The 25,637-nt window shown below is 62.2% G+C and carries 30 protein-coding genes; 7 read left to right on the forward strand and 23 right to left on the reverse strand.

All coding sequences use genetic code 11. The features are described from left to right. The first annotated feature begins 5 nt into the window (after positions 1-5). Positions 6-1,919 carry a glycosyl transferase gene (locus OKW20_RS03860; RefSeq protein WP_429170290.1) on the forward strand — a complete coding sequence of 638 codons (1,914 nt, stop codon included), beginning with the start codon at positions 6-8 and terminating at the stop codon, positions 1,917-1,919. A 207-nt stretch (positions 1,920-2,126) separates the two neighbouring features. Here the strand turns inward: OKW20_RS03860 and fliP are convergent, their stop codons facing one another. From fliP to OKW20_RS03930, 14 genes are all read right to left on the reverse strand, one after another. Then, a complete protein-coding gene (gene fliP, locus OKW20_RS03865) occupies positions 2,127-2,864 on the reverse strand; it encodes a flagellar type III secretion system pore protein FliP (RefSeq protein ID WP_043613015.1) in 738 nt (245 codons plus the stop codon). An 8-nt stretch (positions 2,865-2,872) separates the two neighbouring features. After that, positions 2,873-3,367 (reverse strand): flagellar basal body-associated FliL family protein, encoded by a 495-nt coding sequence (locus tag OKW20_RS03870; protein WP_043613019.1) that lies wholly within the window; start codon positions 3,365-3,367, stop codon positions 2,873-2,875. 18 nt (positions 3,368-3,385) lie between these two features. Further along, complete coding sequence (flgH, locus tag OKW20_RS03875) at positions 3,386-4,099, reverse strand: flagellar basal body L-ring protein FlgH (protein ID WP_043613021.1); 714 nt, start codon at positions 4,097-4,099, stop codon at positions 3,386-3,388. Further along, positions 4,096-4,635 (reverse strand): MotE family protein, encoded by a 540-nt coding sequence (locus OKW20_RS03880; protein WP_429112390.1) that lies wholly within the window; start codon positions 4,633-4,635, stop codon positions 4,096-4,098. Before OKW20_RS03880 ends, flgH begins: the two co-directional genes overlap by 4 nt. Then, the gene (locus OKW20_RS03885) at positions 4,632-5,747 is read right to left on the reverse strand and encodes a flagellar basal body P-ring protein FlgI (RefSeq protein ID WP_043613025.1); all 1,116 of its coding nucleotides are present in this window, start codon (positions 5,745-5,747) and stop codon (positions 4,632-4,634) included. Before OKW20_RS03885 ends, OKW20_RS03880 begins: the two co-directional genes overlap by 4 nt. Continuing rightward, positions 5,744-6,253, reverse strand: a complete 510-nt coding sequence (gene flgA / locus OKW20_RS03890; RefSeq protein WP_052201629.1) for a flagellar basal body P-ring formation chaperone FlgA — start codon at positions 6,251-6,253, stop codon at positions 5,744-5,746. Before flgA ends, OKW20_RS03885 begins: the two co-directional genes overlap by 4 nt. A gap of 17 nt (positions 6,254-6,270) precedes the next feature. After that, positions 6,271-7,059, reverse strand: coding sequence for a flagellar basal-body rod protein FlgG (flgG, locus tag OKW20_RS03895; RefSeq protein WP_034796905.1), 789 nt, complete (start codon positions 7,057-7,059; stop codon positions 6,271-6,273). An 11-nt stretch (positions 7,060-7,070) separates the two neighbouring features. Next, positions 7,071-7,412 carry a flagellar hook-basal body complex protein FliE gene (locus tag OKW20_RS03900; protein WP_043613027.1) on the reverse strand — a complete coding sequence of 114 codons (342 nt, stop codon included), beginning with the start codon at positions 7,410-7,412 and terminating at the stop codon, positions 7,071-7,073. Next, complete coding sequence (gene flgC, locus OKW20_RS03905; RefSeq protein ID WP_034796910.1) at positions 7,412-7,831, reverse strand: flagellar basal body rod protein FlgC; 420 nt, start codon at positions 7,829-7,831, stop codon at positions 7,412-7,414. Before flgC ends, OKW20_RS03900 begins: the two co-directional genes overlap by 1 nt. Positions 7,832-7,836: 5 nt before the next feature. Next, a complete protein-coding gene (gene flgB, locus OKW20_RS03910) occupies positions 7,837-8,217 on the reverse strand; it encodes a flagellar basal body rod protein FlgB (protein ID WP_034797574.1) in 381 nt (126 codons plus the stop codon). Between the two features lie 178 nt (positions 8,218-8,395). Further along, positions 8,396-8,950, reverse strand: coding sequence for a flagellar protein (locus OKW20_RS03915; protein WP_429112385.1), 555 nt, complete (start codon positions 8,948-8,950; stop codon positions 8,396-8,398). Then, complete coding sequence (fliI, locus tag OKW20_RS03920; RefSeq protein WP_043613184.1) at positions 8,950-10,341, reverse strand: flagellar protein export ATPase FliI; 1,392 nt, start codon at positions 10,339-10,341, stop codon at positions 8,950-8,952. Before fliI ends, OKW20_RS03915 begins: the two co-directional genes overlap by 1 nt. 18 nt (positions 10,342-10,359) lie before the next feature. Beyond that, on the reverse strand, positions 10,360-11,085 hold the full coding sequence (gene flgF, locus OKW20_RS03925) for a flagellar basal-body rod protein FlgF (protein ID WP_043613031.1): 726 nt from the start codon (positions 11,083-11,085) through the stop codon (positions 10,360-10,362). Between the two features lie 2 nt (positions 11,086-11,087). Further along, positions 11,088-11,867, reverse strand: coding sequence for a DUF1217 domain-containing protein (locus OKW20_RS03930; RefSeq protein ID WP_429170293.1), 780 nt, complete (start codon positions 11,865-11,867; stop codon positions 11,088-11,090). A 182-nt stretch (positions 11,868-12,049) separates the two neighbouring features. Between OKW20_RS03930 and motA the strand changes: the two genes are divergently transcribed. From motA to OKW20_RS03960, 6 genes are all read left to right on the forward strand, one after another. Beyond that, complete coding sequence (gene motA, locus OKW20_RS03935; RefSeq protein WP_043613037.1) at positions 12,050-12,928, forward strand: flagellar motor stator protein MotA; 879 nt, start codon at positions 12,050-12,052, stop codon at positions 12,926-12,928. A gap of 4 nt (positions 12,929-12,932) precedes the next feature. Next, positions 12,933-13,868 (forward strand): FliM/FliN family flagellar motor switch protein, encoded by a 936-nt coding sequence (locus tag OKW20_RS03940; RefSeq protein ID WP_402323345.1) that lies wholly within the window; start codon positions 12,933-12,935, stop codon positions 13,866-13,868. 60 nt (positions 13,869-13,928) lie between these two features. After that, positions 13,929-14,537: a flagellar motor switch protein FliN gene (gene fliN / locus OKW20_RS03945; protein WP_429170295.1), complete on the forward strand. Its 609-nt coding sequence runs from the start codon at positions 13,929-13,931 to the stop codon at positions 14,535-14,537. Between the two features lie 29 nt (positions 14,538-14,566). Then, positions 14,567-15,598 carry a flagellar motor switch protein FliG gene (fliG, locus tag OKW20_RS03950; protein WP_034796925.1) on the forward strand — a complete coding sequence of 344 codons (1,032 nt, stop codon included), beginning with the start codon at positions 14,567-14,569 and terminating at the stop codon, positions 15,596-15,598. 198 nt (positions 15,599-15,796) lie between these two features. Beyond that, on the forward strand, positions 15,797-16,873 hold the full coding sequence (flhB, locus tag OKW20_RS03955; RefSeq protein WP_043613043.1) for a flagellar biosynthesis protein FlhB: 1,077 nt from the start codon (positions 15,797-15,799) through the stop codon (positions 16,871-16,873). A gap of 5 nt (positions 16,874-16,878) precedes the next feature. Further along, positions 16,879-17,319 carry a hypothetical protein gene (locus OKW20_RS03960; protein WP_043613045.1) on the forward strand — a complete coding sequence of 147 codons (441 nt, stop codon included), beginning with the start codon at positions 16,879-16,881 and terminating at the stop codon, positions 17,317-17,319. 100 nt (positions 17,320-17,419) lie between these two features. Here the strand turns inward: OKW20_RS03960 and visR are convergent, their stop codons facing one another. The 9 genes from visR to OKW20_RS04005 all read right to left on the reverse strand — a co-directional run bounded on the left by visR (position 17,420) and on the right by OKW20_RS04005 (position 25,633). Next, positions 17,420-18,166 carry a transcriptional regulator VisR gene (gene visR, locus OKW20_RS03965; RefSeq protein WP_429170298.1) on the reverse strand — a complete coding sequence of 249 codons (747 nt, stop codon included), beginning with the start codon at positions 18,164-18,166 and terminating at the stop codon, positions 17,420-17,422. Between the two features lie 12 nt (positions 18,167-18,178). After that, positions 18,179-18,919 (reverse strand): transcriptional regulator VisN, encoded by a 741-nt coding sequence (gene visN, locus OKW20_RS03970; protein ID WP_043613049.1) that lies wholly within the window; start codon positions 18,917-18,919, stop codon positions 18,179-18,181. An 842-nt stretch (positions 18,920-19,761) separates the two neighbouring features. After that, on the reverse strand, positions 19,762-21,438 hold the full coding sequence (fliF, locus tag OKW20_RS03975; protein WP_043613052.1) for a flagellar basal-body MS-ring/collar protein FliF: 1,677 nt from the start codon (positions 21,436-21,438) through the stop codon (positions 19,762-19,764). Between the two features lie 358 nt (positions 21,439-21,796). Beyond that, positions 21,797-22,189, reverse strand: coding sequence for a chemotaxis protein CheT (gene cheT, locus OKW20_RS03980; protein ID WP_043613055.1), 393 nt, complete (start codon positions 22,187-22,189; stop codon positions 21,797-21,799). 73 nt (positions 22,190-22,262) lie between these two features. Then, entirely contained in the window at positions 22,263-22,817 is a 555-nt protein-coding gene (gene cheD, locus OKW20_RS03985; RefSeq protein ID WP_043613058.1) for a chemoreceptor glutamine deamidase CheD, read from the reverse strand. Continuing rightward, on the reverse strand, positions 22,814-23,203 hold the full coding sequence (locus tag OKW20_RS03990) for a response regulator (RefSeq protein ID WP_025425902.1): 390 nt from the start codon (positions 23,201-23,203) through the stop codon (positions 22,814-22,816). The genes cheD and OKW20_RS03990 overlap by 4 nt, the downstream gene beginning before the upstream one ends. Continuing rightward, positions 23,203-24,261: a protein-glutamate O-methylesterase CheB gene (cheB, locus tag OKW20_RS03995; RefSeq protein ID WP_043613062.1), complete on the reverse strand. Its 1,059-nt coding sequence runs from the start codon at positions 24,259-24,261 to the stop codon at positions 23,203-23,205. The genes OKW20_RS03990 and cheB overlap by 1 nt, the downstream gene beginning before the upstream one ends. Then, the gene (gene cheR, locus OKW20_RS04000) at positions 24,258-25,166 is read right to left on the reverse strand and encodes a protein-glutamate O-methyltransferase CheR (protein WP_043613064.1); all 909 of its coding nucleotides are present in this window, start codon (positions 25,164-25,166) and stop codon (positions 24,258-24,260) included. The genes cheB and cheR overlap by 4 nt, the downstream gene beginning before the upstream one ends. After that, positions 25,163-25,633 carry a chemotaxis protein CheW gene (locus OKW20_RS04005; RefSeq protein ID WP_043613065.1) on the reverse strand — a complete coding sequence of 157 codons (471 nt, stop codon included), beginning with the start codon at positions 25,631-25,633 and terminating at the stop codon, positions 25,163-25,165. The genes cheR and OKW20_RS04005 overlap by 4 nt, the downstream gene beginning before the upstream one ends. Positions 25,634-25,637: the final 4 nt, after the last annotated feature.

Below are 25,637 nucleotides of genomic sequence, written 5' to 3' on the forward strand. Positions count from 1 at the left end.
TCTTAGTGAACGCCCAAGCCATCTTTTCGACCGCCTCCCGGCAATACCAGAAGGGGCAGTACACAGACGCGCTCAACCAGCTGAATGTGCTGATGGGGATCAACCGCGACACCAAGACCTACGTGCTTCTGGCGAAGGTGCTTGTAAAACTCGGCTTCAAGGCTGAGGCGGCCCGCGCCTACCAGCTCGCCGGCGAAGCCGGCGGCTCGCGGGCGGAGGATTACCTCACCGACGCCATGAAGCTCTACTTCGCAAACGGGCAGGAGGACGAGGCGCTGAGCATCGGACTGCCGCTTCTGGAGAAGGCCAAGACGGACGCCGAGATCGCCTTCATCATCGCCTCGATCTTCCTCAAGCGCGGCGAAAAGGAAATCCTCGGGCTTTTCAAGGCGCCGCTGACCTTGAGCACCAACCGCCTGCACAATGCGCTTGCCTTCAAGCTGTTGACCGCCGAGATCAACGACCTGCAAGATCGTGACGCGCTCGCCAACCTCTTCCGCAACAACCCGAAGAACACCACGCTGCGTTCGGCCCATCTCGTCTATGCGCGCGAAGCCAACGACTATGCCGAGGTCGAGAAGCACGAACGCGACATCCAGAGGGCGCTGAAAGCCGGGCAGACCGAAATTCTTGCGGCTGAAGCGCCCTACTACCATGCGACCTGGTGCGGCGACGAAAGCTTCAACCGTGTCGCCGGCGCGCAGCTCAACCCGTTCCCGAGCAGCCTGACGGAAGTCCGCCGCGCCGCGCCGCACAGCTGGGGCGAGCGCATCCGCATCGGTTATGTTTCCGCCGACTTCTGGGACGATCATGCGACGATGAAGCTGCTGAAGGCGGTGTTGATGGCGCACGACAAGACGCGCTTCGATGTCACCCTCTTCTGCCATACCAAGAGCGCGCTTGCGACGCGCGACCAGGACATACGCGAAAAATGGGGCAGGATCGTCGAGATCGGCGACCTCTCCGACGACGAGGCCGCGCATGTCATTCGCCAGGAAAACATCGACATTCTCGTCGACCTGAAGGGGCATACGCTCGAAAGCCGGGTCTCGATCTTCAACCGGGCGGCAGCTCCCGTGCAGGTCGGCTGGCTGGGCTTCCCAGGCACGACGGTCAACGTCGATCTCGACTACATCATCGGCGACCCATGCGTGCTTCCGGATAGCAGCAAGGCGCATTACTATGAAAAGTACTGCCGTCTGCCGGAGACCTACCAGCCCAACGATCCCTACGAGCGCGCGCGCCCACGGGCGATGTCGCGACAGAATGTCGGCCTTCCCGAAGATGCATTCGTGTTTGCCTCCTTCAACGCAAACCGCAAGATCTCGCTTCAGACGGTCAACCTCTGGGTCGACATCCTCCGCCAGACGCCGGGAAGCCTGCTGTGGGTGCTGTGCGACAGGGCGGACGCACGCACAAATCTGCTGGCCAAGTTCAAGAGCGCCGGCATCGATACCAAGCGCATCGTCATCTGCGGCAAGCTCGCCTACCAGAACCACGTCGACCGCGTTCCGCTGGCTGATCTCGGCCTCGACACCTATCCCTACAACGGCCACACGACCACATCCGAGCAGCTCTGGGCAGGCCTGCCGGTGCTCTCCTTCAAAGGCACGAACTTCGCTTCACGCGTGAGCGAGAGCTTGCTGAACGCCATCGGCGTGCCGGAGCTCGTGGCCGCCGGACCGGAGGACTACGTCAAGGAAGCTGTCGCGCTCTACAACAACCGTGACAAGATCGCCGACTATCGGAAGAGGCTGGACGAGAACCGATTCCGGATGCCGCTGTTCGACGCGGAACGTTTCTGCCAGCACCTGGAAACGGGCTACGAAATGATGGCCGATCGCGCCAAGCGCGGACTTGCGCCCGATCACATCGACGTTCCGGCGTTGCCGCCGCGCAGCGGGTCGTTCGAACGCTGAACGGCGAAATTCCTAAAAAGACAAAAGGCAGCGCTACGGCGCTGCCTTTTTTTGTTGTCCCGTTTCGAAGATTGCGACCCTTGATGACGCGAATGATCTGGAGCGCCATGCGCCAAAAGGTGAGCGCATCGCGGTCTTTCGCATGCGCGTCGTCACTTTGAGCTTTTGATCTGTCGTTACCGCGCCGCGCAGGTTTGCGCGGCAGGCTCAACTGAAGGAGCGCACCAGGCTGCCGACGAGCAGGTTCCAGCCGTCGATCAAGACGAAGAAGAGAATCTTGAACGGCAGCGAGATCGCCGTCGGCGGCAGCATCATCATGCCCATGGCCATGGTGATCGTGGCGACGATCAGGTCGATCACCAGGAACGGCAGCATGATCAGGAAGCCGATTTCGAAGCCGCGGCGAATTTCCGAGATCATGAAGGCCGGCACGACGGCGCGCAGGTCGACTTTATCATCGACGACGACCGTCTGGCCCTTTTCCTTGGCGATGTCGATGAAGAGCTGCAGGTCCTTGTCGCGCGTATTGGCGAGCATGAAGTCGCGGAACGGCTCGGTGATCCGGGGGATCGCCTCCGTCTCGGTGATCTGGTTCTTCATCAGCGGGTCGATGCCGTCCCGCCAGGCACGATCGAAGGTCGGCCCCATGACATAGAAGGTCATGAACAGCGCCAGCGAAACCATGATCATGTTGGACGGCGTCGTTGCCAGGCCCATGCCGGTGCGCAGGATCGCAAAGGCGATCACGAAGCGCGGAAAACTGGTAACCATGATCAGGATGCCAGGGGCCACCGACAGCACGGTCAGAAGACCGAAAGTGCGGATGATCCACGAAGCGGCAGAGCCGTCGACAGGCGTATTCAGGATATCAGAGGGGAAGCTCTGGGCGCCGGCAATACCGGACATCGCCATCATGGCAACTATAAAGGCGACTAGCCGGACCATTTATCGAATCATTGGATGACGAAGGTTCTGAACATCACATTGGTTACGCGCCCATCGGAGCGCAGGTCAACCCGCTCCTGGATGTCATCCCGGAGATATTGAAAGCCGCGCGGTCCCTGGATCTGCTGCAGGGAGACGGTTTTCAGGTAGGCGGCGATATCCTGGTGGATCTGCTCGGCCAGTTTCGGGTCGGGCACGCCGTCGAACTGCAGCGCCACTTCCAGGCGGATCCAGTTTTCCGAGGGATAGGCAAGGTTCGTGGTGATCGGGTCGAGCTGGACAACGCCGTTCGCTTCGATGGCGACCTTCGGCAGCCCCTCTTCGCCGGTCGCATTGGCGGCCGGCTCTTTGGCTGCTTCCACCTGCTCCTTCGGCGGCGGTGGCGCGAGCAGGCCGCCGACCAGCCAGCCGCCGCCACCGGCAACCAGCGTCAGCACGGCGATGGCCGCAATGGTCAGCACCTTCGACGGCGGCTTCGGAGCGTTGGAATCGAGTTCTTCCATCTTGCCGTTCCCTGCCGATCAGATCGGCGAAAATAGATCCATGAACTGCTGGCCGTAGGGCGGCTGCTGCACTTCAGTCAGGCGGCCACGGCCACCGTAGGAGATGCGTGCCTCGGCGATGCGGTCGTAGGAGATGACGTTGTCGGCATCGACGTCCCGCGGCCGGACGATGCCGGCGACGTTCAGGATGCGCAGTTCATGGTTGACGCGCACTTCCTGCGAACCGCTGATCAACAGGTTGCCGTTTTCGAGCACGCCGGTCACGACGGCCGCAACGAGCAGGCGCAGCTTTTCCGAGCGCTCGGTCTTGCCGTCGCCTTCGGTCTTGGTGTTCGAGCCGTATTTCAGTTCGCCCGACCAATCGAAATCGCTCGTCTGCGACTTGCCGTTGGCGCCGATGTTGAAGCCGCTCGCATTCTTGCGGCTGCGGTCGGTCTTGTTGTCGAAGGTGGCGCCTTCGTTGATCTTGATGTCGACCGTCAGGATGTCGCCGACATTGATCGCGCGTGCGTCCTTGAAGAGGGCCGCCTGCTGGTCGTTCCACAACGAATAGCCGTTCGTCATCTGGCGCGGCTGCTTCGGGTACATCGCCAGCTGCGGCGTCTGCGAATATTGCAGGCCGCTGCCGATCGGGCTCATCGATGGCGCGCGGCCGATTTCGTTGAGCGCCTGGTTCTGACATCCCGCAAGGAGGGCGGCCCCGGTCAGTATAGCCGTTAGACGCGTTTTCATGATGGTTCCTTCGAGGTGTTCGGGTCGCTGGCGCTCGAGATGATGTTGGTGAGAACCGCCGCCTTCTCGTCGCTCATTTCGCTCAGGATCAACGACGACTGGCGCGCCGGCAGCTGCATGACGATGGCGGCGGCGATTTCGGGCCTCACCATCTCAAGCTTGCCGGCAGCTGCGTCCGGCTTCATCGTCTTGTAGATGCCGACGAGGTTGAGTTCCGCCTGTTTCAGGAAATCGTTGCGGCGCTTCAGCCAGTCTTCGTATTCGTCGCGGCGCTTTTCGAGCGTTGCGATACGCTCGTCGATGCTGGCCTGCAGCGTTTCGAGATCCTTGCGCTGCAGCACATAGCGCTGGTCGCGCGCGGCATCGGCGATGTTGGTGCAGAACTGCTGGATTTCGTTCTGGGTCGCGTCGCTGGCCGGCGGCGCCGTGACGTCCTGGGCGAAGGCGCCGGGCATCGAGAGCATGGACGCGACAGCCGCTGCGGCGAGCAGCAGCTTGGGCATCAGGCCAAGAGAATGATTGTCGTTTGCCGTCATTGCAGCACGAGCTCCGCCTGGAGGGCACCGGCCGTCTTGATGCTCTGCAGGATAGCGATGATGCCGTCCGGCTTGACGCCGATGTTGTTGAGGCCGGCGACGAGCGAGCGAAGGCTCGACCCGTTGAGGATCGCCACCGTGCCGCCGTCGGACTGCGCGTTGATGGTGGTGTTCGGTTCCATTGCCGTCTGTCCGCGCGAGAAAGGCAGCGGCTGCACCACCGTCGGCGTCTCGCTGACTTCCACGGTCAAGGTTCCGTAACTGACTGCCACCTCGTTGACCCGGACATCCTGCCCGATGACGATCGTGCCGGTGCGTTCGTTGATGACGACGCGCGCGGGCACGTCGGTTTCGATGACGATGTTTTCGATGTCGGCCATCAGCCGCGCCAGATCCGCCATCTTCGGCTTCTCGACGAGAACGGCCTGGCTATCGCGGGCTTCCGCAATGCGACCGCCATATTGCTGGGCCGCATATTTGTTGATCGCTGCGGCCATGCCGACGGCGGTCGAGAAATCAGGATTGCGCAGCTGCAGCACAAGATTGAAGCCGTCCTTGAACTTCGACGGCAGCTCGCGCTCGATGATGGCGCCGTTCGGCACGCGACCAGACGTCGTGACACCCTGGTTGAGGGTCGCAGCATCGCCCTGCGCGTTGAAGCCGGTGACGACGACGGAGCCTTGCGCAACCGCATAGATCTGGCCGTCCGCGCCCGAAAGCGAGGTCATGACCAGTGTGCCGCCGCGCAGCGATGTGCTGTCGCCGAGCGAGCCGACGGTCACATCGACGCGGCTGCCGGGGCTGGCGAAAGGCGGCAGGTTCGCCGTCACCAACACGGCCGCGACGTTGCGCGTCCGGGACTCGCCGCCCTGGGTGGAGATGCCGAGATTCTGCAGCATCGCGCGGATCGACTGGTCGGTAAACGGCGACGAGCGCAGGCTGTCGCCCGTGCCCTGGAGGCCGACGACGAGGCCGTATCCGATGAGCTGGTTGTCACGACCGGCCTGAAGCGAGGCGACGTCCTTGATCCTGGATGCGCCGAAGGCGGGCGTCAGCGCCATGGAGAACGCGACGGCCAGCGACAGGAACCATTTGCATGCAAGCATTTTCATTTCGCCACCACATGGACAGTGCCGTCGGCCATCACCGTTCCGGAAACGATGACGCCGGTATCGATGTTGCGCGCCCGGATCAGTTCGCCGACGGCGGCGTCCTGGAGCGGCGATCCGGCAGCGCTGATGGTCAGGCCGCCATTGCTGAAGACGAGGCGCACGGTCGAACCGCGCTCGACGGCGTACTGCTCCCGCAGCGCGCTCGCGAGAATCACCCGGCCGGGAAGAAGCGTGCGCTTGGTGACCTTGCCGTCGATCTCGCCCAGGGTTCTGATGTAACCGTCGGCGAGATCAGGGTTGGTGACGTCGACGACTTCGACGCGGCTCGCATCGACGGTTTCGCCCGGATAGATGGTCTGCGTGGGGATTACCGCCGTCAGCCGTTCCGCATAACCTGCCGAAGGCAACAGGAAAGCGGCGGCAAGGAGCGCGCCAGCCGCCAGCCGCCGCGCCCTGGCGCGGCCGGCCTTCGAAGCCTTGATGTCTGCGGATCGGCGAAACGTCATGTTTGCCCCCTCTTTCGTTACCTGAGGTTCTTGCTCACCGTGGCCGCCATTTCGTCGGCGGCCTGAATGATCTTGGAGTTCATCTCGTAGGCGCGCTGCGCCGAGATCAGGTCGGTGATTTCCTTGACCGGATCGACGTTGGACGCTTCGAGATACTTCTGCTTGATCTGCGCGAAGCCCGGATCGGCCGGCGTGCCAACGATCGCGTCGCCGGAGGCCGGCGTCTGCTTGAAGAGGTTTTCGCCCTGCGGCTCGAGACCCGCCTCGTTGACGAAGTTGGCGATCGTCAGCTGGCCGATTTCCTGCATGGCGGGGTCGTTGCCGATGCGCACCATCACCTGGCCGGAGCTGGTGAAGACGATGTCGGTCGCGTCCTGCGGAACGGTGATACCCGGAACAACGGTGTAGCCGTCGATCGTTACGAGCTGGCCCTGGGCATTTTTGTTGAAGGCGCCGGCGCGGGTATAGACCGTCTCGCCATCGGGCGTTTCGACCTGGAACCAGCCGCGGCCGATCAGCGCCAGGTCGTACTCGTTGCCGGTCGAGACCATGCTGCCCTGGATGTGAAGATTGCGCACGGCTGCCGTCTGCACGCCGAGGCCGATGATCGCGCCTTCCGGAACGATCGCCTGGTTGGAGCGGTTTGGCACGCCCTGGGCGCGTTCGGTCTGGTACAGCAGATCGGAAAACTCGGCACGCGCGCGCTTGTAACCCGTCGTGTTGATATTCGCGATGTTGTTCGCGATGACTTCGAGGTTCAGCTGCTGGGCGTTCATGCCGGTGGCGGCAATGGAAAGGGCCTTCATGTCTCGTTCCTTCAGATCTGCATGCGCGCAATTTCGAGGTAGGCGGTGACCACCTTGTCGCGGATCGCGATCGCGGTCTGCAGCGACTGTTCGGCGCTCATCACCGCATCGACCACCTCACGGGTGTTTGCCTGGCCGCGAATGCCGTCGAGCGACATGCCTTCCGCCTTCTTCATCGCGCCGATGGCGTCGGTCGCCATGTCGCCGAGAACCGAAGCGAAGCTCTGCCCCTGCGGCACGCCCTGGGTGGCGGCCGGCATGCCGAAGATCGACGACGAGGATGACGTGGAGTGGGTGCCGTCGGTCTCTTTGGTGACCGAGAACGCGCCGAGGGATTTAACTGCGTCGATCATTATTGCGAGGCTCTCAACAGGTCGATTGTCTGGGAAATCAGGTCGCGGGACTGCTTGATGGTCTGGAGGTTCGCCTCGTAGGCGCGGTTGGCTTCGCGCATATCGGCCATCTCGACCAGAATGTTGACGTTCGGCAGCTTGACCATGCCCTTTTCGTTGGCGGCCGGATTGCCCGGATCGAACTCGATGTTGAAGTCCGAATCGTCCGTGCCCTGGCGCTCGATCTCGACCAGCGAGGCGCCGCTTGCGCGGTCCACTTCGGCGGCAAAGCTGATGGTCTTGCGGCGATAGGGATCCGCGCCCGGCGTATCGCCGGTGGAGCGGGCGTTGGCGATGTTTTCGGAGACGATGCGCAGGCGGGTCGATTCCGCCTGCAGGCCGGAGGCCGATACCTTGAGGGCCGAGGTCAATGGATCCATGGTTCTTACTTCCGTACCGCCATTAGCATCATTCGGTGAAAGGCCTTTACGAGGCCCGCGGAGAGCTCGTAGTCGCGCTTGATCTCGCCGGTCTTCATCATTTCCTGCTCGATCGCGACGCTGTTGCCCGATTGCTGGATCTGCACACCGTCGACCATGCCGACTTCAGCCACCTGAGAGGCTGCGAGGCCGTCCGTGAAATGCATCTTGTTGGTCGCCGCCATCTGGATGCCGGCGTCCTGCAGAACGCTTTCGAACGGCTTGACGTCCTTGGCCTTGTAGTGCGGCGTGTTCGCATTGGCGATGTTGCCGGCCACCACGTTCTGGCGAACGGTCAGCCACTGGGCCTGCCGGGACGCGAGTTCGAAAAGCTGAATCGGTTGCATCAAAAGCTCCATGCTTGGTGATGCGAACCTAGGCCGGTAATCTTGCGTGGGACTTTCGTCGGAAAGCGATGCCCGAAGGAACGCGGCCACAACGGCCGGAGATTGTCCGCGAAAGGCGGAAAGCCGCGTCATCCGTCAGAGATAGCGCGGCCGTCGTGGGCAAGAAGGCAAGCGTAAATCAGTTGGCCTGGTACATTTCGCCGGAGGAGGTGATCATCACCCAGTGGCCATCCCGCTGCTCGAGCGTAGCAAGACGCGTGTTGTCGGGCAGAACCGAACCGACGCGCACGATGTACATGCCGCTCGCATCCTCGATCAGCGCACGACCGTTGGCGACATGCATCAGCTTGAAGCCGGACTTGCCGGGAAAGGGCTGTGACAGCCCCTCTTCCGCGGCTGTCCCTTCCGGCCCCGGACCACCGCCAATGCCAGGCACGGTCGCCGTCGTCAGCTGGTCGATGGCGGCCATGGTCTCGCCATCCGCGTCGGGCATGGCGAGCGGGGAGACCGAGACGACGTTGCGCGCGGCGCGCTCCGGCAGGTCGCGGGTCGAGCCCTGCCACAAGGGCGGCATGGTGAACTTGTCCTGGTGGAAGAAGGCATACCAGGGAAAGAAGGTGGCGAAGGCGGCAAGCGCCACTCCGGTCGCGGCCAGGAACTTGTCGGTCATCGGCATGCGGCTGCGCTTGCGCTGATGAACCATCTCGTCCGCATCATAATCGGTCATGGTCATCACCTCGCTCTCGCACCCGGCTGATTGCCCATCGCCGCCGCCTTCAGCGCGTTGGCGAGATCGGAAAAGGCGTCCTGTGCCGGGCGCTCACCGGCGGTCTGCGTCAGGACCTCGTAGATGACCGGGACCTGCTTGATCGCCATGTCGAGATCCGGATCGCCACCCGGGCGGTAGCCGCCGATCAGGCGAAGGTCGCGGGTCTCTTCGAAGCGGTGGATCAGCGCCTTCAGGCGCGAGACCAGCTTCTCCTGGTCGGGGGTCCAGGCCTTGCGCGCGAGACGCGAGATCGAGGCGAGCGGATTGATCGGCGGGTACCGCCCCTCCTCCGCAAGGCTGCGCTCGAGCACGATGTGGCCGTCGAGGATGCCGCGCGTCGAGTCGGCAACCGGATCGTTGTGGTTGTCGCCGTCGACGAGGATGGAGATGATCGCCGTGATCGTGCCGGCGCCTTCGGTGCCCGGGCCGGCGCGCTCCAGCAGGCGCGGCAGTTCGGTGAAGACTGAGGCCGGATAGCCGCGCGCGATCGGCGGCTCGCCGGACGCGGTTGCGACCTCGCGGATCGCATGGGCGAAGCGGGTGACGCTGTCGACGATCAACAGAACGTTGTCACCGTTGTCGCGATAATGCTCGGCGATGGTGACGGCGGTCAGCGGCGCCATCTTGCGCAGCATCGGGCTTTCGTCGCTGGTCGCGACGACCGCGACGGACTTCGCCAGATTGTCGCCCAGCGTGTCCTCGATGAATTCGCGCACTTCACGGCCGCGTTCGCCGACCAGCGCAATCACCACCTTATCGAAGGCATCGGCCCGCGCCAGCATGGAGAGCAGCGTCGACTTGCCGACGCCGGAGCCGGCGAAGATGCCGAGACGCTGGCCGAGGCAGAGCGGCGAGAAGATGTCGATCGCGCGCACGCCGGTCAGGAAACCCTTCTCGACCCGCTTGCGGGTCATCGACGGCGGTGCGGTGTTGGTGATCGAGCGGCGTACGTCGCCCTGTTGCAGGGGACCGAGACCATCGATCGGCTCGCCGAGCGCATTGATCGCACGGCCGCACCATTGGTCGGTCGGCGCGACACGGAAGGCGCCCTTGCGAATGACGGTGTCATGGATGCCGATCGGGTCGCCGGGCTCGATCGGGCAGACGACCACCCGCTCCGGTTCGACCCGAACCACCTCGCCGAGATGGGTCCCGGTGACGCTCTTGTGGGCGACGAAATCGCCGAGCCGCACATGCCGCGACAGGCCGGTCACCGTGTAGTGGCCAGGCGAGATCGTCTGGACGTGACCGCCGGGCGCGATCGAGAATTCGGGTTTGGCATAGCGTTCGACCAGGCCGGCAAGTGCCGCCAGAGATGTCGATCCTGCGCTCGTTTTCTGGCCTTCGCTTTGCATGCCGATGTCCGTCACAGATTAGCGGCTGCCGCCAAGCGTCTTGACCGCTTCTTCAAGCGATCCTTCGCCGTCGCGCAGCAGGGCGGTGATGTTGTCGAAGGCGCGGGTGACCATGATCAGCTGCGACATTTCCTGAATGGCATTGACGTTGGACTCTTCGAGGAAGCCCTGCATGACGCCGACATCGAAACGGTCGACGACCGGCTCGACCTGTGCCGCCGGCTGAACCGCGCTGTTGTCGAGGCGAACGAACCCCTTGCTGAAATCGGCCTCGTAGAGGCCGAGCGAGGCGACGGCGACACCGTTCTGGTGAAGCGCGCCATCGGCGCCGACGGTAATCTCGCCGCCGTTGCCGTTGAGCTGGATCGGCGCGCCGCCGGCGTCGAGCACCGGATAGCCGCGGATGGTGACGAGTTCGCCGGTATCCGTCAGCGTGAACCGCCCGTCGCGCGTCAGCGCCGGGCCGGCGGGCGTCTCGATCTGGAACCAGGCGTCGCCCTTGACGGCAAAATCGAGCGCCGAGCCCGTGCGCGTCAGCGAACCGTTGCTGGTGTTGAGGAACTCCTCGCCCTTGCTGACATAGGCAACCTTGGTCGGCTTGGTGTCACCGAGCATCTGGTTGAACTTCACCTCGGTGCCACGGAAGCCGACGGTGTTGGCGTTCGCGATGTTGTCGGCAAGTGTGTTGAGGCGCTTTTCAAGCGCCATCTGCGACGAAATCGCGACGTAAAGACCGGTTTGCACGCTCAGTTTCCCCCGAGTTTCAGGCTGTTGATGGACAGGAGAAGATCGGAAGAAATGCCGTAGCCGCTCGATGAGCCGAAGACCGCGAGCGGATCATAACCGTCCTTTGAATTTTTGGTTTCCCAGAGCGCAGTGAACCGGTCGAGAAAATCGGCAACCTTGGTCGGGTCCTGGAAGTCCTTGAAATCGAGCGCCTGTTCATAGGTCTCGGCCTGGCGATCGACATTGGTCGCTGCAAATTCGTCGGGCAGCTGCAGGGCCGTGCGCACCACCTGGGCGATCGCCTCGTCGGCGATGATGGCGTAGCCGCTGTTGATCGTCGGCGCCATGCGGGAAAAATAAAGGGCAAGCCTGACGCCGGCATTCTCTTCGCCTGCGTCCTGTTCCAGGGTCTGGCGCGTGTATTTTTCTGCGACGCCCTTCTGCGCACGATCGAAGGACGTGGCGGCCGCGCCGTGGGCTGCAAAATTCAGCGATTCGACGAGCTGCTTGTAGCGGTTGTCGGTCAGCTTGTTGGCGAAGGCATCTTCGTTATCGACGCCTTCCGTCAGCACCTTGCGCATGAAGGCTTTGGCATAGGCCATGTCTTCGAGGCCGTGGGCCTTCATCGCGTAATTGTAGAGGCGGGTATCGGCAAAGAAGTCGTCGATCGTTTTGACGTCGCCGATCTTCGACAGATAGTACGCGGTCTCGCGCGCCACATCGGGCTGCTCGGCAACACGGGCCAGCGACTTCGTCAAGTCGGCCGTAATCAGCTTGTAGCTCGTATAAGTCGTGGTCACGATCGCTCCGCCCCTGCCGGAATGAGACAGGCAGCCCCTGAGCCTGTTCTGACAAATCCTGACCGGACAGCCTTGCGCGAACCTGTTCCGCCAGGTGGCCCTGTCGCCAGGACCGGCCAGCCTCACGCAAGGATGAAACCGTATCCCGTTAGCGGAAAATAAGATCGCGACAGGTATCGAATATGAACATCATCATCGGACTTCTTGTGACGTTCGGCTGTATCCTCGGCGGCTATCTGGCGATGGGCGGCCACATGGAAGTCCTCAACCAGCCGTTCGAACTGCTGATCATCGGCGGCGCCGGCGTCGGCGGCTTCATCATGGCCAACTCGATGAAGGTGGTGAAGGATACCGGCAAGGCGCTTGGCGAAGCCTTTCGCCACAAGGTGCCGAAGGAGCGCGAGTATCTCGACACGCTCGGCGTTCTCTATTCGCTGATGCGCGACCTGCGCACCAAGTCGCGCAACGAGATCGAAAGCCACATCGACAACCCCGAGGAATCCACGATCTTCCAGTCAGCGCCGACGGTTCTGAAGAACAAGGAACTGACCGCCTTCATCTGCGACTACGTGCGTCTGATCATCATCGGAAACGCCCGCTCGCACGAGATCGAAGCGCTGATGGACGAGGAAATCCAGACCATCACCCATGACAAGATGAAGTGCTACCACGCGCTGAACACGATGGGCGATGCCTTCCCGGCGATCGGTATCGTCGCGGCCGTTCTCGGCGTCATCAAGGCGATGGGCGCGATCAGCGAGGCGCCCGAAGTTCTGGGCGCCAAGATCGCGGCCGCTCTCGTCGGCACACTGCTCGGCGTGTTTCTTTCCTATTCGATCGTCGCGCCGCTCGTCGCCAACGTCAAATCGGTGCGCGAGAAGCAGAACCGGCTCTACATCATCGTCAAGCAGACACTGCTTGCCTACATGAACGGTTCGGTTCCGCAGGTCGCTCTCGAATATGGCCGCAAGACCATCTCGGCCTACGAACGTCCGTCCATCGACGCGGTCGAGCAGGAAATGATGAACCCCGGCGGCGGCGGCGAAAGCAAGGCGGCTTGATCTGATGACCTCCAACGTTCACGCATTCGACCGCAAGCTCCTCGCACGTATGACCGGCGCGCTCGGCGACGACCGGGTGATCGGCCGGCTGGCTCTCGAACTCGGCCAGGTCTTCGGCGAATTCCTGCCGGACATGTGCCGGGCGGAGACGGGTCTCGACATCACCATCGGCTATGCCGGCCACCGGACCGGGATGCGCCGCGACTTGATCTCTTCGATGGGCACGGGCGTGCTGATCAGCGAGGTTTCGCTGCGCAACTGGTGCACGGACTTTCAGATCGGCTGCGACAGCCCGATCATCATTGCTCTGGTGGAGGCGCTGCTCGGCGCCGAGCCCGCCGGCATCGAGGAGCCTCAGCCGCGCGCCCTTTCCCAGATCGAAATCGACGTGGCCGTGCCGCTGTTCGAAAAGATCGCCGACGTGCTCAGGACGGCCGTCAATGCGCCTGGCAGCTTCGAGCCGATCGTCGAACGCCCGCTCAACAGCGTGGCGCGCGCCAAGCCCGATCCGATGATCGAGGACGTTCACGCCGGCGCGATCGACATGACGATCGGCTTCGGCCCCGTGCTTTCCACCTTCTCGATCATCGTTCCGCAAAGCGTGCTTCTGAAGACGACGATCGTCTTCCCCAAGGGAAGTGGACAGCAGCGCAAGGCGAAGGCCGAGTGGACGGAACAGCTGGAGGAACAGGTTCGCCGTTCGGCGGTGACGATCGAGGCGCGTATCCGGCTCGAAAGCCTGACGCTCGACACGATCAGCCGCCTGCAACCGGGCGATGTCATTCCCTTCCTCGATGCCCAGGACGTTCGCGTCGATGTCAACGCCAATGGCCGCGACCTCTATGTCTGCGAATTCGGGCGCGCCGGATCGAAATACACGGTTCGGGTCAAGGACACGCACGGATCCGAACAGGACATCCTTCGCCACATCATGAGTTAAATCGGCCTGCCGCGCGCTCGCAGCATGCCTGAGGCAAGCTTCAACTGGAATAGTTCTCACATGGCACCCAAAAAAGCACCCATCAACGAACAGGCCGAAGTCGCTGTCGGAGATATGGAACTCGACCAGGCGATCAACGACCTGCGCGGTGTCCTGAAGCAGGATTCCGACACGCCTGATGCTTTCGGCTCCGAATTCGGCGGCGAAACGCTTGGCACCACCGATTTCGGCAGTGATTTTGGCGCACCGGCCGCTGGCGGCCTCGACGCATTCGGCGGCGATTTCGGCTCCAGCGACTTCGGCGCCGATCTCGGCGGCGCGGCCGCGACGAGCGATTTCGGCGGCACGGATTTTGCCGCTACGTCCTTCGACAGCGCTGATGTGGCCGTCGATACGCCGCCCGGCAGCGGCATGAACGCCAATCTCGATCTGATCATGGACATTCCGATCGACGTGCAGATCGTGCTTGGCTCCAGCCGGATGCAGGTCTCGGGCCTCATGAACCTCAGCGAAGGCGCAACGATCGCGCTGGATCGCCGCATCGGCGAGCCAGTGGAGATCATGGTCAACGGTCGCGTGATCGGCCGTGGCGAAATTACTGTTCTCGAAGGCGACGATACCCGCTTCGGCGTCAAACTCATCGAGATCAAGGGCAATAAGAAGTCATAGGGCCCAATGATTGGGCGAAGGATGAATCCATGATGGATTTCGAAAGTTTCGAGGCTCAGGCGCTATCAAGGCCGCTCAGCCAGACGGACAAGGCGGCGGCCGTTCTGCTTGCCATGGGCAAGGGCGTCGCCAGCAAGCTGTTGAAGTTCTTCACCCAGAGCGAACTGCAGTCGATCATCGCCTCGGCGCAGTCGCTGCGCGCCATTCCGCCGCATGAGCTCGAAGCCCTCGTCAACGAGTTCGAAGACCTCTTCACCGAGGGCGCCGGCCTCATGGACAACGCCAAGGCGATCGAGAGCATTCTCGAGGAAGGCCTGACGCCGGACGAAGTCGACGGCCTGCTCGGCCGACGCGCCACGTTCCAGTCTTACGAAGCCAACATCTGGGATCGCCTGCAGGAATGCGACCCGGTCGCCGTTTCCGTCCAGCTTGCCAAGGAACATGCACAGACGATCGCTTACGTGCTGTCGATGATGCCTTCGAGCTTCGGTGCCAAGGTGCTGCTGCAGCTGTCGGAAGAACAGCGCCCGGACATCCTGAAGCGCGCCGTCAACATGAAGGACGTCAACCCGAAGGCCGCCGCAATCATCGAAAACCGCGTCATGGAAATGATCGGCGAGATGGAAGCGGAGCGCAATTCGGCAGGCCCGGCCAAGATCGCCGAGGTGATGAACGAACTCGACAAGCCGCAGGTCGATACGCTGCTTGCCTCGCTCGAATCGCTCAGCACCGCGTCGGCCAACAAGGTTCGTCCGAAGATCTTCCTCTTCGACGACGTACTCTACATGCCGCAGCGCAGCCGCGTTCAGCTCTTCAACGACGTGTCGACCGACATCATCACGATGGCGCTGCGCGGCTCGACGTCGGAACTGCGCGAATCCGTGCTTGCCTCCATCGGCGCGCGCCAGCGCCGCATGATCGAGTCCGATCTCGCCATGGGCGATGCCGGCATCAACCCGCGCGATATCGCTATCGCACGACGCTCGATCACGCAGGAAGCCATCAGGCTGGCTGCGAACGGACAGCTCGAGCTCAAGGAAAAGGATGTGCAGGCCGCGTGAGGCCTGCCTCCGTCCAACGAGCCGCGCAACGCGGCCGACCGACCGCTCCCCGAAGGGTAATTTCTGTTGAGCCCCGGCGAATGCCGGGGCTCAACTCTTGCCTGGTTCCCGCGCTGGGTCCACTACAGGAGGCGCAATGCAGGGCATATGTCCGCCGGACGCGCGTCGCTGCAGAGGAACTGGGAGCCGTCCTGTCTCATGTCGGACGATCAGGATAAAGACAGCAAAACAGAAGCCCCGTCAGAGAAGAAGATCTCCGACGCCGCCGAAAAGGGTAACGTGCCCTTTTCACGCGAAGCCACGATGTTCGCATCGACGCTCGCGATCTACATTTTCTTCGTCTTCTTCCTGACCGACGGCGTCGCCACCCTCACCGAGGCGCTCAAGGATATCTTCGAGCAACCCGAGGCCTGGCGGCTGGAAAACGCCACCGACGTCGTGGCCCTGATCACCCATCTGATCTGGAAATCGACGGCTCTGGTTGTCCCGGTTTTCGTCCTGCTGATCGTCTTCGGCGTCGGCGCCTCCATCTTCCAGAACTTGCCCCTGCCGGTTCTCGACCGCATCCAGCCCAAGCTCAATCGGGTTTCACCGATGGCGGGGCTCAAGCGGATCTTCGGCATCCAGGGCCTGGTCGAATTCGGCAAGTCGCTGTTCAAGATCATCATCGTGTCGGTCGTCGTCGTCCTGGTGCTTTGGAACGACTATTTCGCCACGCTCGACCTGATGTTTTCCGATCCGGTCACGATGTTCTCGACAATGGCGAGCGACCTCAACGAGATCATGATCGTCATTCTGCTGTCGACCGCAGTGCTGGCGATCGCCGACCTCTTCTGGTCGCGGCACCATTGGTACACCGAACTGATGATGACCAAGCAGGAAGTGAAGGAGGAAATGAAGCAGGCGCAGGGCGACCCGATCGTCAAGTCGCGCCTGCGCTCGATGCAGCGCGACCGGGCGCGCAAGCGCATGATCTCGTCGGTGCCGCGCGCCACGCTGGTCATCGCCAACCCGACCCACTATGCCGTCGCCTTGCGTTATGTCCGCGAGGAGAGCGACGCGCCTATCGTCGTGGCAATGGGCCAGGACCTGGTTGCCCTCAAGATCCGTGAAATCGCAGAGAAAAACGGCATTCCCGTCTTCGAGGACCCGCCGCTTGCACGCTCCATGTTTGCACAAGTCTCGGTCGATAGTGTGATTCCACCGGTGTTTTACAAGGCTGTTGCCGAACTCATTCACCGCGTGCATGCGTCGCAACCAAAACGGATGACATAACTCCGATGAAAAAGTGCGAATTCTCCGAGAAGCGAGAACAGATCGTAGCTGAAGCAATTCGCCCTGTGGCGACCGAACTGCGTCTCATCGACGCCGCCGATTTCATCGCGCTATTGCGGTTCGAGTCCTATGCCAGCCTCGCTGACCTCGTCGAATCGGCAGCGGAGCTCTATTTTCTGCCCGGCACGGTCAATTTCGGCCTCGGCGGCAACTACAATCTGGATTGGGACAGCGAGCCGGAAATCGTGCTCGACCTCGAACTGAAGCCCCGCGGCGTGACCATCTATGTCCGCCTGTCGCTCGGCAACGAGACGGCCGGGATCGAAATCAGCCACATCAATTTCCAGAACCCTTCGTCCGACCCGGACGAGAACACGGCCTTCCTGGCGCGGAGCCTCGCAGAGGCGAAATTCATCAAGTCCTACGAGTTGCCACTGGCGAGCTGAAAGCGCCGCTCGGACGGATCTCGTCTGGACGTGCAATTGACGCTGGCAATTCCCTCGGCTCCGCCGCTCAAAAGGCCGGCGTGGTCCGTCGTGTCCGGGGCTAGCTGATGTAGCCGAGGCGGATCGCCTTGGCGATCGCCTGGATGCGGTTGACCGAATCGAGCTTGGTGGTCGCAGCCCCCAGATAGGCGTTGACCGTGTGGACCGAAAGCCCCATGCGCTCGGCGATCTCTTCGCTGATGTGACCGTCGCCCGCCATCTGCAGGCAGGCGATCTCGCGGTCGCTCAAGGTTTCCGCCGGGGCGACGCGCTTCTCGTCGGCCGCCAGAAGGTCGGTCATGATCATGCAGCTGCGGCCGTGCAGATCGACCACCTGCTCCGTGGAGGCGTCGACGTAGCTGCCGGCAAAGACGACGTAACCGTTGCCCTGGGCGCCGAGCCTGACGGGGAAGGCAATGCCGGAATAGGGAAGCTTGCGACCCTTCAGGCGCTGCGCGAAAGGCGCAAGCTCGGAGAGCTCGGCCGCCTGGTGCTCGCCGGCGCCGTCCCAAAGGATCGGCAGCAGCGACTGGTCGAGATGCGCGACCAGTTCTTCGCCATAGGCGTTGACGAGATCATGGGCGTTGGCTTCCGCGGCTACGCCCCAGTTGTCGAGGACGCAGGTGAGCTTTCGGGCGCTGCCGGTTCCCTTGCCGTTGAGGCGCAGGACTGCGAAATGCTTGGCGTTGATCTGACGCTGCATGGCTTGCAGGCGCGTGACCAAGGTGGCCGCTCGCGCGGCGCGGTTGCCGTTTCTTGCGAGCTTCTGCTCGTCCTCGATCCGCCCGCCGCCAAGAAAATGCGTCATCGCGCCCGTTCCTTACACAAGATTATTGCGCACCGCGTAGGCAATCGCTTCGGACCGCGTCCGGGTCGCGGTCTTGCGCATGACGCTGGTGATGTAGTTGTTGATGGTGTTGCGCGAGATGCCGAGGATCACCGCGATCTCTTCGCTGGTCTTGCCTTCGGCAATCCAGAACAGGCACTCCAGTTCGCGCTCGGTCAGCTCGAAGTCGCGGTCATGGCGCACTTCTGCGCGTGTGGTGAAGCTTGCCAGATAGCCCGCCAGAAGCGTGACGTCCCGCAGGCTCTCCTGCGACAGGATCACGTCTTCCGGGACGAGCAGCATCAGGGAGAAACGCAGGCGCCCGACATTGAAGGTAACTGCGCAGTATTCGCGGCTGATGCCGCGCGGCAATTCGGTATTGTCGGGAAGCGCATGAAAACACGGCTGCAGCACCGCGAGGCACTTTTCCAGCTCCGTCGTCTTGGCATGAAGCGCGGTGATCACGCCGGAAAGCCGCCGGACGACGTCGAAAGGCCAGTCCGAGCAGACCACGTGGTCGAGGCCGCTGTCCTGCGACAGATCATAGCGCGCCAACAGATAATGGCTCGCGCCGACATATTCCGTCAGCGCCGAGAGGCCGCTTCCGAGACCGCCGCGCCCGGCGACTTCGCCCAATCGTCGCAAAAGCTGCTCGCGCGAAAACCCGCCGCCGCGTGCGCGTGTCGGTGCCGTCGGCAAAGGCCAGACAGCAATGTCTGCTTGCGAAATGTCCATGAGTTCAGCCCCTGTGCCGGATCCACATCCCGGAACTGCATTTGCGCTGCCGCCGCCAACAGCCGGCCGAAGCCGAATATTACCACCAGTCGCAGATCAGGACGCGAATCAACTGCTAAAAATGTACATCGACGCGAGAAAAAAAACATCGCCCTCTTCTGGCTATTTACTTCGTGTCGCCGGCATGTCGCGATTCGCAATCACACGCCCCTGCCAACACCCATCTGCTGCGGCATGAACCGACTCAGAATCGCAACACCTTGAAAGGAAAGGCATTTTCTCTTGAAAATCAGCGATTTTCGCGCGCGGAACGAGAGAGGGGGCCGCATTGCGAGTGGAAAATGATGGGATTTCATCCCAAAAAAGGACGGTTTTTCGCGCACAGAGAATTTCGAATGCGGGCGATATTATACTTTGTTTTCATAGCTGTTGCTCAAATGCACCAGCCTATTTTCAGGCGCAGCTCATTTTACCGATATATAAATTGTGAAAGTCAAAGAATAAATTTCTATAGCAATAATGTTATATTTGCGATGAACTCTGTATAGCCCGAATCCGGAATAGTAGATAGCAACGCGGAATGCACGTCATGCGGGCGCGCCGAATCTATAAATTAAGATATCGTTAAAATATTACCATCCGAGATTCCACCGGGACTCCGCCGAACTCCCTTGGAAACTTGAAGCAATTTCGGCGCCAGATGAAATATGGCGGCCGGACTCCGGCAATATTTGAGCCGAACACCAAAACCCACCGCAGGCGCGATGAGGCGTGGTGGCGACAAGAAAAATCCCGCCACAAGGGCGGGATTTGCAAGAAGTTCCGGGGTCGTTTTCTGTCCGTCAGGCTGCCTTGTCGAGAGCCCACTTGCGCAGGATCTTCGCCGCGCGCTCTTCGCTGATCTCGACCATGCGGGCCAGGCGCCGCTCCGGCCCTTCCTTGACGCGGCGGTTGAAGCTGCCGCTGTCGTCGCCCATGCTGAGCAGGTCGTCGGTGCTGTCGAAGCCGAAGTCCGAGCCGAAGCCTTCCATGAGCGCGCCACCGGCGCCGGCATTGGCCGGAGAGAAGTCGGGCAGTTCGAGGCCAGCGGCTTCTCCCTGGATCTGACCGGCGCCGCCGCCAAGACCGAGCTGGCGAGCCAGTGGCCGCATGCCCATCCAGACCACCAGGAAGGCGACCACGATGAAGGCGAGCGCGTTGATGATGCCGCCGAGGTTGCGGGTAAGCGTTTCCATGACACCCGGGCCGGCAACCGCCTGGTCGAGCAGCTGCGTCTCGACGAAGTCCATGGCAGTCAAGGTCACGATATCGCCGCGGCTGGTGTCGAGGCCTGCAGCCGAGGCGACGATCTTCTGCATGTCAGCGAGATAGGCGTCGATCTTGGCCTGGTCGGCCGGCTCGCCCACCATTGCTGCCAGGCGGCCACGGTTGACGACGACGGCAACGGAGAGCCGCTCGACGGTGTAGCTGTTCTTGACGGTAGCGATCGTCTTGCTGTTGATTTCGTAGTTGGTCTGTTCTTCCTTCTTCTCGGCCTGATCGCTCGACTGCGGGCCGGCACCACCCTTCGGGGCGGCCTGAGGAATGTTCTGCTGCACGGTCGCGGCATTGTCCGGCTGCTGCTGGCTGGACTTCTGCTCTTCCTTGGTCACACGGGTCGAGCGCTCGACACGCGATTCCGGATCGAAGACCGTTTCCTGGATCTGCTGCGTGTCGGTGTTCAGACGTGCCGTGACGCTCGAGCGGAAATTGTCCATGCCGAGGAACGGAGCAAGCGCGTTGTCGATCTTCTTCTCAAGCTCGGTTTGCACGTTCTGGACAACGCCGAGCGACTGGTTGAGGGCGCTGTTGGCCGGGTCGTCGCCGGAGGCGAGAAGCTGCCCGGTCGAATCGAGCACGGTCACGTCATCGACGTCGAGCCCCGGTACGGACGAGGCGACGAGATGACGGATCGAAGCGGCAGCGCTGCGGCCGACCGTGGCGCTGGCGCGGATCATGACCGAGGCGGTGGGGTTCTGGTCTGCCTTGCGGAAGCTGCCGCGCTCCGGCATCACGATGTGGACGCGGGCGGCGGCGATACCGGAAATCTGCTGGATGGTGCGGCCGATTTCGCCTTCGAGGGCGCGCACGCGGGTCACTTCCTGCATGAAGGAGGTGAGGCCGAGCGAACCGACATTGTCGAAGAGTTCATAGCCGGCATTGGCGCTGCTCGGCAGGCCACGCTCGGCGAGCAGCAGGCGCGCCTTGCTGGTCATGCCAACCGGAACCTGCAAACTGGCGCCGTCAGCCCCAACATTGAAATCGATGTTGGCCTCAGCCAGCGCGATGCTGATCTGGGTGACATCGCTGCGTTCGAGCCCGACATAGAGCGTCTCGAACGAGGGTCTGTTGACGTAAATTCCAGCCCCGAGCACCATGCCGACCGCAACAATGCCAGCCGCCGCCAACGCGATCAGCTTGCCTTGCCCGAGACTGCTCAGGTTCTTCGTGAACGTCGAGAGTTGATCCAACAGACTCATTCTGTTTCCGCACCCAGTATCGCAAGGTCATCGGGCCGATCATCGGCCGAGCGCCCTGCGCAGTTCCAACATTCGGGTTTTCTGGGTATCGACATGCCGAGTATCGACTTCCAATGCGCGCGAATCCACCAGTCCCGATCCGGACCGTAGGAAACGAAACTTGCGCGAACTTGGCTTGATGAGCCCAATCGAAGCGGCGGAAGCCTCGCCACAAAACTTATCCACCGGCGCGAAACGGGCCGTCGCGCGCAGCCAAGCCTCGCCGCAGAGCTGCGGCGGCATCGGGGCACGGTGCAGCAAGCTGCTGATTATAAAAGGATATTCTCAGACGCGCGCCATGAAGCGCGCTTCGCAAGCGTCAGAACGCTTCGAAATCGCCGGCCGCCTTCGTCAGCGGCTGGGAGTGGCCGTGGCGCAACATGCCGTTGCCAAGTGCCTTTTTCATATCGGCAAGCTTCACCAGATTGACGGCCGTGGTGACGTCGACCATCCAGGCGTCCGGGATCGATGCGGTAATCGTGTCGATGAATTCGGCCAGCCCGCGGGTCTTCTGCACGGCAAGGTCGATGCCCTGCAGCACCATCATCTTGTCGGGATTGGCAAGTGCATCGGCGCCATGGTCACCGGCAAGCTGCGGCTCGATCCGCTCGATCAGATAGGCGACGTCGTGCAATTCGGTGACGATGCGCATCAGCACTTCGGGGAGCGCTTCTTCCACGTGCGGCATGTGGGCCTGGTAGTCGGTCTGCATGTGTATGTCTCACGTGGCTCGGGGCTGCGGTAGAAGTCGTATTTCGGGCCTGCGAGGCGCCTGCCTCGCAGGATCAGAAGAATTCGATGGAGCTTTCGGCCGGCTTCGGCGCGACGATCGGGCGTTCCTCCAGTTGCACCGTGCGCTGCGTTTCGACGCCGGTCAGGGCATATTGCCGGGCGCGGCCGGACGACGGCCAGTATTCGAGCTTGCGACCGTGCTCGCCGCCGGTGCTCTCGCCGACGATGCGGATGCCCTCGTCGAGCAGGAACTGGCGTGCGAAGGCTGCGTTCTGTTCTCCGACATTGGAAAACCGCGCGATCGTCTTGGCGCCGCCGAAGATCTTGGCTTCGAGACGATCTCGCCGGGCGCCCTGTTTCAGGAGGCCGTTGATAAGCAACTCCATCAGGTGGACCCCGTAGCGGGTCGCGTCGCCGCCAGATGTGGGCGACGTCGCGGAACCTGGCAGCAGGAAGTGATTCATGCCGCCGACGCCGACCACGGGATCGCGCATGCAGGCTGCCACACAGGAGCCGAGAATGGTCGACAGAACGATGTTCGGATCGTTGAAGACCTTGTACTCGCCCTGGATGACATGCACGCGCTTGCCGGCGGCTTCCATGTTCATTTGAGCGCCCCGAATACGGCTTCGATCGCAGCCTTCATCTTTTCGATGGTGAAGGGCTTGGCCAGAACGTTGTTGGCACCGAGGGCCGCCGCCTTCTGAACCAGGGCACGGTCGCCCTGAGCCGTCAGGATGATGAAGGCCGCCTTCTTGGTCGCCGGGTTCGAACGGACCGCCTGCAGCAGGCCAAGCCCGTCCATCTTCGGCATGTTGAAGTCGGAGATCACCAGGTGGTGCGGGTTCTGAGCCATGATCTTCATGCCCTGCTCCCCGTCACCGGCGGCGGTGATCTGCTTGAAGCCGAGCTGCTGCAGGGCGTCGCCCAGAAGCAGGCGGCTTGTCACCTGATCGTCGACGATCAGAACTTTGATTTTTTCGGCGATGGACATTATTCGCTTCCTTCCTTGCGGAGCGCCGCTGCTTTCAGGACCTCCTCCCCGATGGAGCCGAGGGGGAGCTGGGTTTCAACGGCGCCCAATTCATAGGCGACTCTCGGCATGCCGTAGACGACACATGTCTTTTCGTTCTGGCCGAAGGTCTTTGCTCCGGCATGCCGCATTTTCAGGAGACCGGAGGCGCCGTCGCGCCCCATGCCGGTCAGAATGACACCGATCGCATTGCGCCCGGCAAGCTCGGCCACCGAATCGAACAGCACGTCGACCGAAGGCCGATGCCCGTTGACCGGGTCGCGGTCCACCAGCCGGCAGCAGGGCGCCGTCGGATTGGCGACCTGCAGATGGCGCTCGCCACCGGGCGCCAGGTAAACCTTGCCGATTTCGAGCCGCGCACCGTCCGTCGCCTCCTGCACCGTCGGCGCGCAGAGGCGGTTCAACCGCTCGGCGAAGCTTTTGGTGAAGGTGTGCGGCATGTGCTGCGTGATCACCGTCGGCGGGCAATTGGCCGGGAACTTCTGCAGAACCGTGATCAGGGCTTCGACGCCGCCGGTCGAGGCGCCGATGGCGATGATCTTGCGACCGGCCCGGTATTCGGACGCCGTGTTCGCATTGGCCGGAGCCGGCGCCGCAACCTTGTTACCCGTTATGATGAACTTGCGCTGCGAGCGAGCCGCAGCCTTCACCTTGTCGACAAGGCCGGCAAAGGGATGCGGGTCGCCCGGATGCGGCTTGCCGACGCAATCGAAGGCGCCGATCTCGAGTGCGGCGATCGTGGCTTCGGCGCCCTTGTGGGTGAGCGTCGAGACCATGATGACCGGCATCGGCCGCAGCCGCATGATCTTGTCGAGGAATTCGAGGCCGTTCATGTTCGGCATTTCGATGTCGAGGGTGACGACATCGGGATCAAGCTGCTTGATCGCCTGGCGCGCTTCCATGGCGTCGGCCGCCTGGCCGACAACGGTCACGTCAGGATCGGCGTTGAGCACGGCGGTGATCAGGCCACGCATGGTGGCGGAGTCGTCAACGACGAGAACACGAGCGGGAGCGGTCATGCCCGTCCTCCATGAAATTTGCCGGTGTGGCGGTAGGTGGTAATGCCGATGTTGTCGAAGTGCGCCTTCGCGTCACCGGACACCCGTTCGGAATGGCCGATATAAAGGTGACCGTCGGTGTTCAGCATGCCGGCGAAGCGCGACCAGATCTTCATCTGCGTCGGCTCGTCGAAATAGATGACGACATTGCGGCAGAAGATGACGTCGAACGGACCCTTGAACGGCCACTGCGCCATCAGGTTCAGTTCGTTGAAGGTGATCAGCCGCTTGACGCGATCATCGACTTGCCATTTGAAGCGGCCGCCGCTGTTGACCTCGGAGAAATATTGCTTGCGCATGGCCGGATTGACGGTTTCGAGCGCGGTCGCGTCGTAGGCACCGGCGCGGGCGAGCGCCAGGATCTTCGGGTCGATGTCGGTCGCAAGGATGCGGAAGTCGTAGTCGGCGGCGTTCGGCAGCAACGACAGGACCGTCAGCGCGATCGAATAGGGCTCCTGTCCGTCGGAGCAGGCGGCCGACCAGATGCGCACCCGGCCACCGGCCTTGGCGCGGGCGATCAGGTCCGGCAGCACGTCGGTCTTCAGGTGCTCGAAGTGATGGTTCTCGCGGAAGAAGCGCGTGAAGTTCGTCGTCAGGTGCGAAAGCATGTCGCGCCGTGCGGCCGCACCGGCGGGCGAAGCGACCAGCTGGCAATACTCGCGGAAGCCTTTGAGCCCGAGATTGCGAATGTGCTTCGACAGCCGCGAATAGACGAGCGACGCCTTGGTCTCGTTGAGGTAGATGCCGGCATCCGCATAGATCATCGCGGCGATCTCGGTAAGATCGCGACGGGTCAACGGATACTCGCCGCTCGCCAGGCACTCGTCCGGCGACAGTTTCTGTTCGGCGATGATCTGGCTTCTCATGCGGCTTCCCTTTCTTCCTGCGGGAAGATCGCTTCCAGTTCAATAAGACAGATCATCCGGCCTTCGATTGCGAGCACGCCGCGGGCGAAGCTCTTTTCGAATTCCGACGAGATGACATCCGGCGTCGGCTGGATCTTGTCGTCCGTGATCGTCAGGATGTCGGAGACAGCGTCGACCAGAAGGCCGACGACCTGGCTCTTGACCTGTGCGACGATGATGACGTGGCGCACGTTCGGTTCGGCCGGTTTCATGCCGAGCCGGGCCGAGAGATCGACGATCGGCAGCACCGCACCGCGAAGGTTGATGACACCCAGCACATAGGATGGCGCATGCGGCATGGATGTCGCAGGCGTCCAGCCACGGATCTCGCGCACCTGCATGATGTTTACGCAGAATTCCTGATCACCGACGCGGAAAGCGATCAGCTCCCGTCCGTCCGTCGTCAGATTTTTTGCGGCATAGGTCATTGTC

Origin of the sequence: Ensifer sp. LBL, assembly GCF_050435225.1 — a bacterium.
GTDB lineage: Bacteria > Pseudomonadota > Alphaproteobacteria > Rhizobiales > Rhizobiaceae > Ensifer.